The organism is Herminiimonas sp. NPDC097707 (assembly GCF_044761395.1).
GTDB lineage: Bacteria > Pseudomonadota > Gammaproteobacteria > Burkholderiales > Burkholderiaceae_D > Oxalicibacterium.
In genome coordinates, this window is record NZ_JBIWCI010000001.1 from 813,759 (window position 1) to 826,503 (window position 12,745).

The window sequence follows — 12,745 nt, forward strand, 5'->3', positions numbered from 1 at the left end:
TTGTTATTAAAAACAATAGCTTGCAATGTATATCTAAAGTTATTCTAGATATTGTTTTCATCCGGCGCATCAGCCTGAAAACACCAGTGCCAGGGCTCGTAAATGAATCCCAGCGCATTGTCGCGCGGATATGACAGGGTAAAACCGAAGCCGCCGGCGTTGGCAGTCAGCCAGCAGAATGCAGCGGTATCTTCAAACTCTGTTTCCGTGGCGATGCAGCCCGGCGTGTTGATATCGATGGCACGACCTGTGTGATGTTCGCTGTAACCGGGCGGCGCACTCAGCGTCAGTATTTTTTCGATCGGCATATTGCGATCCAGCTTGTATTGAATGATCTCGATTTGTCGCTCGATCGAGCGGAATGCCGATACGACTTCCAGCACTATATTGTCTTGCCGTGCAGCCTGTTTCATCGCCATCCAGGCTGCGGCTGTTGCCGGCGTCATCTGGTATGCACGACCGGCGTCATCGGTCTCGGCTATGGTCAATTCCTGCGCTTCCACATAAAAAGGCAATTGTTTTTGTGTAATCAATTCCTGCGCAATGCCAAGCCTGGCAAGTTCCAGCGCGATGCGATTTTCGTAATCGTTTTGCTGTCGGTCGTTTTTCATGTCGTCTGCGTGGCACCAGCGTGAGCAAAATAATGGGTCAGCTTACGTCTTAATGTTGCCGTCTGCAAATCGCAGTACGGCTTCGATCTCTGCTTGAACTGCGTTATTATGGACAGCAAAGAAAACAGTGAGGTGACGTGTGAAATTCAGTATGGCTAAAAATTCGGTCTTTGCATTATTGCTGCGTGCACAGTGGTGGGTCAGCGGCGGGATTGCATTGGTCATCGCGATCATTGCGTGGGCGATATTGCCGCGCCAATATGCAATATATGGCGTGTTTAGCGGCATGCCCTTTCTGGTCGTCAGCGTGATGGTACTGTGGCGCAAACGCGGCTTGCCCAGCGATGCGCGCGTGGCAGAAATCCTGCAGGCAACGCGGGCGATGTCGTGGAAGGATTTTTCGGTGGAAATTGAACGCGCACTGGTGCGCGACGGCTTTGAAGTGACGCGCATCGAACAGCCGCAGGCCGATTTTTCCATCATCAGCGGCGGACGCAAGGCGCTCGTCAGTTGCAAGCGCTGGAAAGCAGCGAGCAATGGTATCGAACCATTGCGCGATTTGCATCGTGCAGTGGAGGCGGGTGGTGCGGATTATTCGTTCTATATTACTGCGGGCGACTTTACGCCGAATGCGATGCAGTTTGCCGTCGATCACAAAATGCGGCTGGTGCATGGCGCGGGTCTGGCCAAATTGCTGCGTGAAATGAAGATAGACAAGAGTACGGGCGTGCGCGCCATTTCCGGACAAAAAGCCTGAATGTTTTTACCACCATAAAAATCTGGCGTTTGCCGGTTTTTATGGCTTGCGTGAATAGTCGTATGCAAGTGCGAAGCGGCAGATAAGCGTTTGCTCGATGCATGACATCACCCGCAAATAGATCATGTCGTGATATTATCTCGTGCTTTACTTCTGCAGTATCAGGCGCGGCCTGATAGCGATGACGACACATGACTAATACTTCTCCACTGGAACAATCCGATTTTGAAGCCTTGTCGGAATTCCGTTACCAACTACGGCGTTTTTTACGTTTCAGTGAAGATGCTGCGCAAAGCGTCGGTCTGACGCCGCTGCATTATCTGGTGCTGTTGCACATCAAGGGTTTTCCCGGCCAGGATTGGGCGACCGTCGGCCAGTTGGCGGAACGTCTGCAAACGCAGCATCATGGTGCTGTTGCGCTGGTATCGCGCTGTGAAAAAGCCGGACTGGTAACGCGCTCCCCGGGTGTGGAAGATCGGCGCCAGGTTCGCGTGCGCTTGACGGAAACCGGCGAAAAACAGTTGCGCCACCTGGCAGAATTGCATCGCAATGAATTGCGTTCCCTGTCCAATGTCTTCAAGGTCGCGCGCATTTCTGCCTTCAACGATAGATAACGCTACCCAGGCGTCCTCCTCAGACAGTTTCTTTCAAGCGAGCGCTTTTCATGCGATCTCATCAACGCGATTTTGCGCCGGATCGACGCATCATTTTTCTGTGCCTGATTGCAGTCGTGATCGGCGCCGTCAGTACAGTGGCGGCGTTTGTGCTGCTTAATCTGATTCATTTTTTTACCAATCTGTTTTTCTTTCAGACTTTTTCATTTGCAGATCGCTCGCCTGCGACTCATAGCCTGGGCTTGTGGGTGATTGCGGTGCCGGTAGCCGGCGGTCTGATTGCGGGCCTGATTGCACGCTACGGCTCCGACAAGGTGCGCGGACACGGCATTCCGGAGGCAATCGAGGCCATCCTGTTTCGCAAGAGTCAGATGTCGCCCAAGGTAGCGCTTCTCAAACCACTGACATCCGGCATCGTGATCGGCAGCGGCGGGCCGTTCGGTGCGGAAGGCCCGATCATCATGACGGGCGGGGCGATCGGCTCGCTGATTGCGCAAAATTTCTCGATGAGCGCCGCCGAGCGCAAGACCTTGCTGGTCGCCGGTGCGACAGCCGGCATGACCGCCGTATTCGGCACGCCGGTGGCGGCCGTACTGCTGGCGGTCGAATTGTTGCTGTTTGAGTGGCGACCGCGTAGTTTGTTGCCGGTTATTCTGGCCTGTGCCGTTGCTGCGTTCTGCCGGCCCTTGCTGCTGGAGTCGGGGCCGCTGTTTCCCATTCACACAGCGCCGGTCGGACTGGCGGCGTTTGCGATTTGCATCGTTGCCGGTTTGCTCAGCGGCATGCTGTCGGCCGTCATGTCGCTTTCGCTGTACCGCGTGGAAGACTGGTTCGGCAAGTTGCCGCTGCACTGGATGTGGTGGCCGGCCATAGGCGGATTGGTGGTGGGCATAGGCGCTTATTTCGAGCCGCGTGCGCTGGGTGTCGGATATGACGTGATTTCCGATCTGCTGAATCACAGAATGCTCCTGTCTGCCGCCTTGTCCTTGCTGCTGGTGAAGGCGATTATCTGGGTGGTGGCGCTGGGTTCCGGTACTTCCGGTGGCGTCCTGGCACCTTTGCTGATGCTGGGTGCAGGATTGGGGGCGGTGATTGCCAGTCTGGTGCCAGGTAGCGATCCGACGCTGTGGCCGCTGGTGTGCATGGCGGCAGTCTTGGCCGGCGTGCTGGGCGCGCCCTTGACGGCGGCCATTTTTGCGCTGGGCCTGACTGGCGATTTCAATGCCTTGCTGCCGCTGCTGCTGGCTACCGGCGTGTCCTACGGCTTTACCGTTCTGGTGATGAAACGTTCCATCATGACGGAAAAAATCGCACGGCGGGGTTTGCATATTTATCGCGAATATAGCGTTGATCCGCAAGAGCGCATGTTTGTGCAAGATGTGATGGCAACCGATATTGCGCACATTGACGCAGCCTTGCCTTTGCAGCAGGTGTCGCACGATTATTTCGGCGCTGGGCAGAAGCATCGCAGCTTTCCGGTCGTGGATGCGCAGCAGAAATTGCTCGGCATGCTGGACCGCGAGTTGTTGATGCAGTGGATGGACAAGCATGACGGCGCGCGGCAGATAGGCAGCTTGTTCGAAAAAATTCCATCCGTGGCTTTTGCCACTGAAACCTGCCAGGTGGTCGGGCGGCGCATGGCGATCCAGCATGCGGAAAGATTGCCGGTGGTGGTGGACCGGGCTTCCATGAAGCTGATCGGCATTGTCAGTCGCAGCGATTTGCTCAAGCCTTCGCACACGGCATTTCATGAAGAACATATCCGGGAGCGCTTGTTCAGCCGTTAGAAAGCAGAGCATGCAAAAAAGGCCGCAGGATCATCTGATCCGGCGGCCTTTTTTCTGCAATCCCCCAGCAGGGCGCTTGTCTTATTCGGCAGTGTTGCCGGCTTTTTCCTGCACAGCCTTTTCCAGCTCGGCGATACGCACGCGTTGTGCCTTCTCGCTGGCAAAGCGTTCGGTGATATCTCTGGCGACTGCCAGTGCGCCCAGAATTTTTCCATCTGGATCGTGCACCACGCCGAAGCTCATATCGATGTAAATCTGGCTGCCATCTTTATGCATGGAACGGGTGGTCAATACCTTGTTGACGTATTTCATTTCGCCTGTCGATACGGCGTGGTCGAAACCCTTGTTATGGGCTGCCAGCATGCGTTCCGGAATAATGATGTCGAGCGGGCCGCCGATGACATCGGCTGCGGCATGGCCGAAAATTCTTTCCGCGCCGCTATTCCAGACACGGATCAAGCCGCCGGTATCGGCAAAAATGATGGCGTCCGGCGCCTGATCCACGATTGCTTTTGACAAGGCCAGATCTACATTGTTGGTTTGCATTTCTCTCTCCTGGTAATGACGCCTGCGTAAAAATACGAGATGTTTATATCGCTTCCGCCATGCTGTGCTCGAACAGGGCGGCGATCATGTCTGTTTGCGTAATCATGCCAACCAGGCGGTTGTCATCGTCGATGACCGGCATTTGATGGACTTCGGCATCGGACATGAGCGGCACGAGTTCGACGATAGACTGGTTTGCATTGGCGGTGTAGACCTCTTTGGTCATGATTTGTCCGACTACTTCGTGTTTTTCAGTATGCGACAGCAGGGAAGGACGGATCAGGTTTGCCAGCTTGCGTCCCAGGCCTTCATGCGATTCGACCTCGGCGTGCTTCAGGAAGTCGGCCGTGGTCACGATGCCGATCACGCGTCGGCCACGATCGATGACCGGCAATGCAGTCAAGTCATGTGATTTGAATTGCCGCCATGCTTCTGCCAATTCCGTGCCGAACTCCACGTGAATCACATCTTTCGACATGATGTCTGCACACTTGGTGCCGTCGAGGCGGCGTCGATATGCCTGCATTTCCGTTTGCAGCATGATGGATTCCAGATCGTCGCGGCTGATATCCAGCACCTGATTGTAGCGTGCCAGAACGACATCCAGATCCTCCGGTGTGATGCCGGTACGCTCGGTCGGCGCGACGTCCTTCGTGTTGTGCTTGTTGCCGCGATCCGGTTGCACGATGTGCGGATAACGACGTCCGGTTGCATTATTGAAAAACAGCGCAGTCAGCAACAGCAGCAGTGAATTCAAGGCGACCGGTATCAGTACAAAGTTGTAACCCATGGCATGTACGGCCGGGCCGCCCAGGACGGCCGTCAGCGCTACTGCGCCGCTGGGCGGATGGATGCAGCGAAAGGTAAACATGGCGCCGATGGCGAGCGAGGCCGCCAAGCCTGCGGCCAGTATCGGTTCGCCTACAAATTTTGCGCAGGTTACGCCGATGATCGCCGCGATGATATTGCCACCCATGATGGACCACGGTTGGGCAAGAGGACTGGCGGGAACGGCGAACAGCAGCACTGACGACGCACCCATGGGGGCGATCAGCCAGGCGGCATTGATATCCTTGCCGAGAATAAAGTAGCTGCAAAGAGCCGTGAGTACGATACCGAATAATGCGCCGGCGCAAGCGCGCATTTTTTCATAACGATCAACCAATCCAGATGCGGGGACAATACGGAGAAGCAACTTCAATTTCGATAGAACCATATTATCCCTGACGAATTCGTAAGCCCGTTATTACATCACAATATGATACGTCTAGCAATGCTGTTGCCAAAATCGGCAACGCGTACTGTCGCCTGTATCCGTCCCGGATGCAACAATCCTGGTATTTTTCACGGCAGGCAAGTGTAAATATGTTGCATCCTGAATGCAAATATTATTTGAGCAAATGACATGACGCATACGCTCTGGTGTCGGCCATATGTATCCAGGCCAGGTGCCTCGAACAGATCGCAGTTGTTCGGGCTGGGCAGGGTCGCTTGTGAAGAACCGCCCTTATCGGTTAAAAACATTCATCTCATGCAGCACGAAGAGGAAATAGAATATTGGTAGAAAAACGGAGGAGCTGTTGTCCAAACCTGCAGAATCAGCATAGTGTTTGGTACGCATCTTCACATAATACGGAGTCTGTTTTACGTACCGATCCTGCCTGATCGCCAAAAGGAAATCATCTGATGCCTGTCATTACCAATATAGAAGATCTGCGCGTACTGGCGCAAAAGCGCGTGCCGCGCATGTTTTACGATTACGCCGATTCCGGTTCCTGGACTGAATCGACCTATCGTGCGAACAGCGAAGATTTCGCCAGAATGAAGTTTCGCCAGCGGGTCGCGGTCAATATGGAAAATCGCACGCTGCAAACCACCATGGTGGGGCAAGAGGTGCATATGCCGGTGGCGATTGCACCGACCGGCTTGACCGGCATGCAGCATGCGGACGGTGAAATTCTCGCGGCCAAGGCCGCCGAGAAATTCGGCATCCCCTTTACCTTGTCGACCATGAGCATCTGTTCGATCGAGGATATTGCCGCCCACACCAGCAAACCGTTCTGGTTCCAGCTGTATGTGATGAAAGACCGTCCCTTTATCGAACGTCTGATCGAACGCGCCAAGGCGGCGAAATGTTCGGCACTGGTATTGACACTGGACTTGCAGATTCTGGGGCAGCGTCACAAGGATTTGAAGAACGGCCTGTCGGCGCCACCCAAGCTGACCATCCCCAACATCCTGAACATGATGGGCAAGCCGCGCTGGTGCATGGGCATGCTGGGCACCAAGCGACGCAGTTTCGGCAATATCGTCGGCCATGCCAGTGATGTGTCGGACATGTCCTCGCTATCGGCATGGACCTCGCAGCAATTCGATCTGGCCTTGTCCTGGAAAGACGTCGAATGGATCAAGAAATGCTGGGGCGGCAAGCTGATCATCAAGGGCATCATGGATGCCGAAGATGCGCGACTGGCCGTGGCCAGCGGCGCCGATGCGATCATCGTGTCCAACCACGGCGGTCGCCAGCTTGACGGCGCACTGTCCAGCATCGCGGCATTGCCGAGTATCGTTGAAGCAGTCGGCGATCAGATCGAAGTGCACATGGATGGCGGCATCCGCTCCGGACAGGATGTGATCAAGGCACTTGCGCTGGGTGCGAAGGGCACGTATATCGGCCGCTCCTTCCTGTATGGTTTGGGCGCGATGGGCGAAGAGGGCGTGAGCAAATGCCTGGAAATCATCGAGCGGGAACTGGATCTGACGATGGCATTTTGCGGTCTGACGGACGTGAAAAAAGTCGACAGGAAAATTCTGATTCCCGGCACTTACTAATCCGCATCCAGGTAAACCATGCAAAAAGGCCGCACATGTGCGGCCTTTTTGTATCCCGGAACTCTTCTAGGACAGCAGCGTGGCACGATGCCGGGCGGCAGTTGCGGCCAGCGCGTAGCGGTTCACGCTATAAGAAGACGGTGTGCTGAAAACGGGTTTGCCGAGGGCACGTGTCGCGAGTGGTTTGAGCAATATCTCCGGAATCTCCAGCGGCAAGATAATCGGTTCAACGTGCACCGGGCCGCGACGCTTGATGATCTCTATTGAAAGGCGTCCGATCGCCAGCGGCTTGCAGAGCATGCGCAAGGGGGCGGGCGATGCCTGAGCTTGCGCGTCCAGAGGGCGAAACAAAAACGTCAATCCTTGCGTGGCGGCAGCCGCCAGGTGCAGGCGTCGCAAATGGTCGTCCCGTGCTTGCGGCAACCAGCACAGCAATGCACCGAAGCTGGCGCTTTTCAAGGCCTGCTCCACAGCCCAGATCTTGTCTGCCGGCTTGTCTACTTCTATCAGTGTGACTTTGCTCATGTCTATCCCGCATTCGCTCAGGCTGGCGGCGATTGCAAGATGCGCAGGCGCCAGCACCACCACGGTTTTACCGGTTTGCGTGATGCGCGTCAGTGTTGATGCGAGCAAACGCAATTCGCCGCCGCCGGGATTGGCGAGCAGCAATTCTGTCAAAACGGAAGGTGGCCAGCCCCCATGCGGCAACTGCTGATCCAGCTCGCGATATCCGGACGAAATCGCTTTGGCGCGGGACGCTCCGATCTGATCGTGCAGCCAGATGGAATCCGGCTGCGACGCAAGAATGGGCGAAGTGGAAAAAGGAAGAGCAGAAGCCAGTGCAGCCATAAAACCTCCAAAGTGCTGTTTGGGACAAGACACCGCGTGCCGGTGAGTTATCAATATACTGTATATATGTACAGTATAAAAGGTTTAAGTGAAATTTTTAGCGTTTTTTTCTGCGACCTGAGCACAGTTCGCCGTCAGGCGCGTTCACCCGGACTGAAACGGGCAGGCGGCATATCGACAAGGCGGCGCACTCACCACAAGGTATAGGCCATGATGAATCCTGCCGACACCATGGTCGTCAGCGCAACGGCGAACAGGATTTCAGCTATGCGCGTCAGCAATTGCACGATGCCGCGATGTTTGGTGCGCAAGGCCCAGAAAACGCAGTAAGTACAAAGCAGAAAGAGCAGCGCGCTGAGAACGAAGATATCGTCGACGACTGTTCCGCCCACTGTTCTGCCTACGGTTGAAAAGAGCGTAACGCCGGTGATGCACAGGCCGGCCATGGTGCCTGAAGCTGACAGCAGGTGGCGCAGTTCTTCGCGTGTATTTTGATCCATGAGTAATCTTCTAATGACAGATTAGAGCTTCACTCGCGTACGGCTTTATGGCTGGCCGGAATTCGCGGCGTTTTGTACTAGCGCGATGCGCCTGCGCAAGTGCTCGGCGGCGACGGTATCGCCGGCATTTTCTGCGCGCAAGACCTGCACGCCCAGCCATGCCAGCAATGGGCGGCGCCATCCTTGCGCGGATGCGGTATCGACCGCTGTTGTCAATACTGCCGGCGTGGCACGATTGCTGCGAAACAGGACGCCGGCGGCGACCAGTTGCGCCAACGGGTCTGCGATATTCTGCAAGGCAGAGGCGGCTGCCGTATCCGAAGTGGCGCCTGCTACGGCGCGATGTTGCGGCGGCAGCAAGGCAATGTTCTGCGTGTTGATGCGCCCGGCCAGAAAGTCGGCATAAACGCGTTCCGGCGCAGCGGCATCCAGCCGCAATTTTTCAAATTCAGGGCAGTCTTCCATCACCAGACTGGCAACACGGCTGGCACAGCGCGTGAGTTCGACCCGCGCCAGCAGATCGGCGCGGCCGGTGCGGGCGATTTCACTGCGCGCCTGTTTGAACTCCTGCGTTTCGACGCGCGTATTGCCTTCCAGGTAGGCGGCGGTAGCGCGTTCCATTGCAGTCCTGGCGTTCATTTGCCAGTCCGGTACCGGTGTGCCGGCACAGGCAGTGAGCAGGGCGGCCAGGCTGGCAGAATAAAAAAGTCGTGGGAAAGATAAGGTCATGGCAGGGTCAACTCCGTGTCGCGTGCAAACGGCCATTTGCGATTGATTTCATTCACCAGTTGCTCGACCTTGCGCAGGCTGCGATCGACATCGGCGCGCAACACGTCCAGATCGCCGGTGGCGATTCTGGCATTGGCGCTGATTGCCTGCGCATCGACCAGTACCGCATCGACCTTTTTCAGGCTGGCCCGTGCTTCGCCCAGCATGGCATTGAGTTGCACTACGGTGGCCTGGCTATTGCCGTCCTTGCCGAATATCTGGGTATCGGCTTTGACCAGCAAGCCATCGACTTTTGCCAGCACGGTATTGGCGCGCTCCAGCGTCGCGACCAATTTCTGTGCATCCTTGTCATTGCCGAACAGGCCGCCGATGGCGCCGTGCGGGCCGTTGAATTTTTCCGTTAATCCCTGCAGATTGGCGAGGCTGGCATTGAGTGCCGATTCGGCCGAGGTCAGACCGTTCAAATTTTCAATCAATTGTTTGGCAGATGCGACCAGCAGCGGAATTTCCGCTGCCACATCGCCGACCAGCAAGGTGCGTTCGGCGCCTGGCGGTAGCGGTGGATCGGCCGGCACGCCGGTGTAGGCGCGTATGCGCGTGCTGCCGACGATGCCGCGCTCCATGGCGAAGACGCTGGAAGTGCGCAACCAGTGCGCATCCTTTTGCGTCACATCGACGATCATGCGCGCCTTGCCTTCCTTGCTCAGTTCGATGCGGCTGACGCGGCCTACCGGAAAGCCGGAGAAGGTGAGATCCATGCCGACCACCACGCCTTCCGAATCGTCGGCCAGTAATACCAGTTCCTGCGTAACCTCGAATGCGCCGCGCGCATACATCAGGTACACAACCGAGCTGCAGATCAGCGCGATCAGGAACAGCAGCAGGATCGCAGCCTTGAATTCAAGGTTATCCGGCGCCGGTGGTGGCTGAGGAAGGGCGGAAGGAAGATCAGCTTGTTCTTGCATGGAGGTCGGGTGCCGTAGTGGAGTCAGGAATCGACGTTAATAATAATTACCCATCAGCGAAGCAATCTCGATCAACAGGATAACGAAAAACAGCCGCACCATCGCCGCCAGTTCATTTGCGGCCTTGGAGCGACTGTGCAGTTGCGTGCTGCGTGTATCGTAAAGTGAAGATGCCATCGGGATCAGGGATACGGCCAGGCTGAAGAAGAGGGTCTTGAGCAGGAATATCATCGAGACGGCGGGATTGAAAATCTGTCCGACCACACGCGTGTAGCCGGCTAGCGCCCAATGCGTGAAACCGTAGATGGAAAGATAAGCCAGAATCAGCGAAAGGACACAACTGACGGCAGCCAGCATCAGCACGGAAAATACCCCGGCCACGGCACGTGGAAAAAATTCGCGCCGGATCGGATCGATGCCCTGGCGTTGCAAGTCTTCCAGCTCACCGCGCGCGCGCATTTCGGCCAGCTCGACGCCATCCGGCAGGGTGCGGCGCAAGGCTACAAACAGGGCGGCAGTGAGCGGTATGAGTTCCAGCACCAGTACCCGCACCACCATTTCCAGCGCATATTTGGACAGGCCGTAACTCAATGCGGTGACGACCACGATGCGAATCAGGATCAGGCTGGCCAGAGCCGATAACACGGAAAACCAGATCAGGTTGGCGGTGGTGCCGAGCACGATTTGATAGGCGATTGCGTGCCGGTTGTCGCGCTGGTAAGTCGCAGGCGAGAGCGCGAGCGACAGCACCAGCATGCCGAACAGTACAATACGCCAGCCGCCTATCAGCCAGCGCAACGTGGCGCGTCCCATCGTCCTGAGGGTGCTGAAGGTGGATGCAGAGGCAGTCATGCAAACATGGTAGCAGCGAATGGCGGGACTTTGCATCGCTCGCCGGTTTTGACTTTGTGGCAAGATCGTTTCACACTACGTTTTCCTTTTCTCCAATTATCACTCCATGCAATTTTTTAGCCCGGAACGCATAGAAAAAACCAAGGAACTGGCACGTGACGGTAAACCGTTTATTTTCGATGACGGCGATATTCGTACGTTGCATTTCAATGAACATGTCGTACAAAGTGCGATGCGTTTGTCGGCGCCTGACGAACTGGTGATTCTGTATACGCAGATGATGAGCCGCTTCCTTGCCTTGCATCCGGAGCCGGAACATATTCTGCTGATCGGACTGGGCGGCGGTTCGCTGCTCAAATACTGTTATCGGCAATTGCCGGCAGCCCGCATCACGGTACTGGAATCGAACGCCGACGTCATCGCCTTGCGCGATTGTTTCATGATCCCGCCCGACGATGCGCGTTTGCAGGTCTTGCATGTCGATGCGGTGCCGTATCTGGAGCAGATGGCCGCAGCGTCGGTAGATGTCATTTTGCTGGATGGCTTCGATGCCGATGGCGCGCCGCAGGCTTTGCGCTCGCGCAATTTTGTCAGCGACTGTAAACGTGTTTGCGCAAGCAGGGCGTACTGATAGCGAATATGGGTGATGACAACATGAATATAGTCGGCCTTGTGGTGCAAGGACGTGCAGTTTTCAGCGCGCCGCATGTATGGTGGTTCAGGACCATCAGGGATAACAGCCATATTGCGGTAGCGGTCCATGCCGCCGATGATGCGATTGCCGACACTGCCTTGCACAGCAAGGCATTGCGCATAGGAGCGCATGCCGAACTGGAATTTATTTATCCGAAAAATCCGTTGACTGAATAACGCTGCATTGCATGGATTTATTGCAAACGATGCCGGCATTTCTTACATATTGTTGCTGCCGCGCAGTGGCCGTCAGCCGATATCGATGAGCGCCAGACCGCTTTCTGCATCGAAGCTGCGCTTGAGGTAGGCGGGCGATTCGGTCAGGATGATTTCCAGCGTGGGCCGCACATAGGCTTGCAGCAGATGGCCGCCGTGTGCGCTGCCATCGCGTTTGCCGACGACGACGTGGATATGGCTTTTCGATTCGCCATCCTGTTTGGCCACATCGCCGATCAGGGACAATACTTCGACCTGTTCGTTGACGGCAATTTTTTCATAATCTTTTTGATCCCAGTTGAAATAGGCCAGCGTCGCGCTGCTGAATGCGCCTATTGCCGTGAAACGGCTGGCGGCGAGATCGTTTTCTTTGATGAAACGCTGCAACTGGCTGACCACTTCTTCTCCTGTTTCCAGTATCAAGGCATATGTTTTCTCTGAGCCATCGTTGATGAGTTTGGTGCGCATGGTAACCTCTCCGTAGTTGTTTTCTGTCAGACCTGCTTTTTGCGAAAGAATTCGGCGCAGAGCGAGCAGCACCAACGCTGTCCGATTACAAGCACCAATATTCCGCTCTACTGCAATTTCAAAGTTGGGAACTCTTGCTCATTTCCTGCCTCCAACTGAGCAAAATACGGACCACCATGTCGATCTACAAACCGCATCAGCGGGAGGAAAAAATATGGTCAGTACTATCCCGACGCATGCAACTGACGCATGTGCGATGCGATCTTTCGTCATCAGTAAAGTCCGCCGGCTTTCCATAACAGGCTTTCATCGTCGCGTGTATCCGC

15 protein-coding genes are annotated in these 12,745 nt (G+C 55.7%); 6 read left to right on the forward strand and 9 right to left on the reverse strand.

Going from position 1 to position 12,745, the window contains the following annotated elements; all coding sequences use genetic code 11:
- Positions 1-44 precede the first annotated feature (44 nt).
- Complete coding sequence (locus ACIQW9_RS03845) at positions 45-611, reverse strand: D-alanyl-D-alanine carboxypeptidase family protein (protein WP_402333157.1); 567 nt, start codon at positions 609-611, stop codon at positions 45-47.
- A gap of 151 nt (positions 612-762) precedes the next feature.
- Here ACIQW9_RS03845 and ACIQW9_RS03850 point away from each other — a divergent pair, with 151 nt between their 5' ends.
- The 3 genes from ACIQW9_RS03850 to ACIQW9_RS03860 all read left to right on the forward strand — a co-directional run bounded on the left by ACIQW9_RS03850 (position 763) and on the right by ACIQW9_RS03860 (position 3,769).
- Entirely contained in the window at positions 763-1,368 is a 606-nt protein-coding gene (locus tag ACIQW9_RS03850) for a restriction endonuclease (RefSeq protein ID WP_402333159.1), read from the forward strand.
- Between the two features lie 191 nt (positions 1,369-1,559).
- A complete protein-coding gene (locus tag ACIQW9_RS03855; RefSeq protein WP_402333162.1) occupies positions 1,560-1,982 on the forward strand; it encodes a MarR family winged helix-turn-helix transcriptional regulator in 423 nt (140 codons plus the stop codon).
- 50 nt (positions 1,983-2,032) lie between these two features.
- Positions 2,033-3,769 carry a chloride channel protein gene (locus tag ACIQW9_RS03860; RefSeq protein ID WP_402333165.1) on the forward strand — a complete coding sequence of 579 codons (1,737 nt, stop codon included), beginning with the start codon at positions 2,033-2,035 and terminating at the stop codon, positions 3,767-3,769.
- A gap of 81 nt (positions 3,770-3,850) precedes the next feature.
- Here the strand turns inward: ACIQW9_RS03860 and ACIQW9_RS03865 are convergent, their stop codons facing one another.
- Both ACIQW9_RS03865 and ACIQW9_RS03870 read right to left on the reverse strand, forming a co-directional pair.
- Positions 3,851-4,315 carry a PAS domain-containing protein gene (locus ACIQW9_RS03865; RefSeq protein ID WP_402333168.1) on the reverse strand — a complete coding sequence of 155 codons (465 nt, stop codon included), beginning with the start codon at positions 4,313-4,315 and terminating at the stop codon, positions 3,851-3,853.
- A 43-nt stretch (positions 4,316-4,358) separates the two neighbouring features.
- Complete coding sequence (locus ACIQW9_RS03870; protein WP_402333170.1) at positions 4,359-5,531, reverse strand: HPP family protein; 1,173 nt, start codon at positions 5,529-5,531, stop codon at positions 4,359-4,361.
- Between the two features lie 470 nt (positions 5,532-6,001).
- On the opposite strand from ACIQW9_RS03870, the gene ACIQW9_RS03875 reads away from it, so the two are divergent.
- Complete coding sequence (locus tag ACIQW9_RS03875) at positions 6,002-7,147, forward strand: L-lactate dehydrogenase (protein ID WP_402333173.1); 1,146 nt, start codon at positions 6,002-6,004, stop codon at positions 7,145-7,147.
- A 66-nt stretch (positions 7,148-7,213) separates the two neighbouring features.
- Here the strand turns inward: ACIQW9_RS03875 and imuA are convergent, their stop codons facing one another.
- The 5 genes from imuA to ACIQW9_RS03900 all read right to left on the reverse strand — a co-directional run bounded on the left by imuA (position 7,214) and on the right by ACIQW9_RS03900 (position 11,042).
- On the reverse strand, positions 7,214-7,996 hold the full coding sequence (imuA, locus tag ACIQW9_RS03880) for a translesion DNA synthesis-associated protein ImuA (protein WP_402333175.1): 783 nt from the start codon (positions 7,994-7,996) through the stop codon (positions 7,214-7,216).
- 191 nt (positions 7,997-8,187) lie between these two features.
- Complete coding sequence (locus ACIQW9_RS03885) at positions 8,188-8,496, reverse strand: hypothetical protein (protein WP_402333178.1); 309 nt, start codon at positions 8,494-8,496, stop codon at positions 8,188-8,190.
- A 45-nt stretch (positions 8,497-8,541) separates the two neighbouring features.
- The gene (locus ACIQW9_RS03890) at positions 8,542-9,225 is read right to left on the reverse strand and encodes a hypothetical protein (RefSeq protein ID WP_402333181.1); all 684 of its coding nucleotides are present in this window, start codon (positions 9,223-9,225) and stop codon (positions 8,542-8,544) included.
- Entirely contained in the window at positions 9,222-10,190 is a 969-nt protein-coding gene (locus ACIQW9_RS03895) for an MlaD family protein (RefSeq protein ID WP_402333183.1), read from the reverse strand. The genes ACIQW9_RS03890 and ACIQW9_RS03895 overlap by 4 nt, the downstream gene beginning before the upstream one ends.
- A 36-nt stretch (positions 10,191-10,226) precedes the next feature.
- Positions 10,227-11,042, reverse strand: coding sequence for an MlaE family ABC transporter permease (locus tag ACIQW9_RS03900; protein ID WP_402333186.1), 816 nt, complete (start codon positions 11,040-11,042; stop codon positions 10,227-10,229).
- Between the two features lie 106 nt (positions 11,043-11,148).
- Here ACIQW9_RS03900 and ACIQW9_RS03905 point away from each other — a divergent pair, with 106 nt between their 5' ends.
- Complete coding sequence (locus tag ACIQW9_RS03905) at positions 11,149-11,673, forward strand: hypothetical protein (protein ID WP_402333189.1); 525 nt, start codon at positions 11,149-11,151, stop codon at positions 11,671-11,673.
- 23 nt (positions 11,674-11,696) lie between these two features.
- Complete coding sequence (locus ACIQW9_RS03910; RefSeq protein WP_402333192.1) at positions 11,697-11,912, forward strand: hypothetical protein; 216 nt, start codon at positions 11,697-11,699, stop codon at positions 11,910-11,912.
- Between the two features lie 72 nt (positions 11,913-11,984).
- On the opposite strand, the gene ACIQW9_RS03915 is transcribed toward ACIQW9_RS03910, so the two are convergent.
- Positions 11,985-12,419, reverse strand: a complete 435-nt coding sequence (locus ACIQW9_RS03915; RefSeq protein WP_402333195.1) for a PPC domain-containing DNA-binding protein — start codon at positions 12,417-12,419, stop codon at positions 11,985-11,987.
- Between the last annotated feature and the right edge of the window lie 326 nt (positions 12,420-12,745).

Bases quoted from the DNA above. Each gene is read 5' to 3' on its own strand.
- ACIQW9_RS03845 (WP_402333157.1), bottom strand. From the start codon at position 611: ATGAAAAACGACCGACAGCAAAACGATTACGAAAATCGCATCGCGCTG.
- ACIQW9_RS03850 (WP_402333159.1), top strand. From the start codon at position 763: ATGGCTAAAAATTCGGTCTTTGCATTATTGCTGCGTGCACAGTGGTGG.
- ACIQW9_RS03855 (WP_402333162.1), top strand. From the start codon at position 1,560: ATGACTAATACTTCTCCACTGGAACAATCCGATTTTGAAGCCTTGTCG.
- ACIQW9_RS03860 (WP_402333165.1), top strand. From the start codon at position 2,033: ATGCGATCTCATCAACGCGATTTTGCGCCGGATCGACGCATCATTTTT.
- ACIQW9_RS03865 (WP_402333168.1), bottom strand. From the start codon at position 4,315: ATGCAAACCAACAATGTAGATCTGGCCTTGTCAAAAGCAATCGTGGAT.
- ACIQW9_RS03870 (WP_402333170.1), bottom strand. From the start codon at position 5,531: ATGGTTCTATCGAAATTGAAGTTGCTTCTCCGTATTGTCCCCGCATCT.
- ACIQW9_RS03875 (WP_402333173.1), top strand. From the start codon at position 6,002: ATGCCTGTCATTACCAATATAGAAGATCTGCGCGTACTGGCGCAAAAG.
- imuA (WP_402333175.1), bottom strand. From the start codon at position 7,996: ATGGCTGCACTGGCTTCTGCTCTTCCTTTTTCCACTTCGCCCATTCTT.
- ACIQW9_RS03885 (WP_402333178.1), bottom strand. From the start codon at position 8,496: ATGGATCAAAATACACGCGAAGAACTGCGCCACCTGCTGTCAGCTTCA.
- ACIQW9_RS03890 (WP_402333181.1), bottom strand. From the start codon at position 9,225: ATGACCTTATCTTTCCCACGACTTTTTTATTCTGCCAGCCTGGCCGCC.
- ACIQW9_RS03895 (WP_402333183.1), bottom strand. From the start codon at position 10,190: ATGCAAGAACAAGCTGATCTTCCTTCCGCCCTTCCTCAGCCACCACCG.
- ACIQW9_RS03900 (WP_402333186.1), bottom strand. From the start codon at position 11,042: ATGACTGCCTCTGCATCCACCTTCAGCACCCTCAGGACGATGGGACGC.
- ACIQW9_RS03905 (WP_402333189.1), top strand. From the start codon at position 11,149: ATGCAATTTTTTAGCCCGGAACGCATAGAAAAAACCAAGGAACTGGCA.
- ACIQW9_RS03910 (WP_402333192.1), top strand. From the start codon at position 11,697: ATGAATATAGTCGGCCTTGTGGTGCAAGGACGTGCAGTTTTCAGCGCG.
- ACIQW9_RS03915 (WP_402333195.1), bottom strand. From the start codon at position 12,419: ATGCGCACCAAACTCATCAACGATGGCTCAGAGAAAACATATGCCTTG.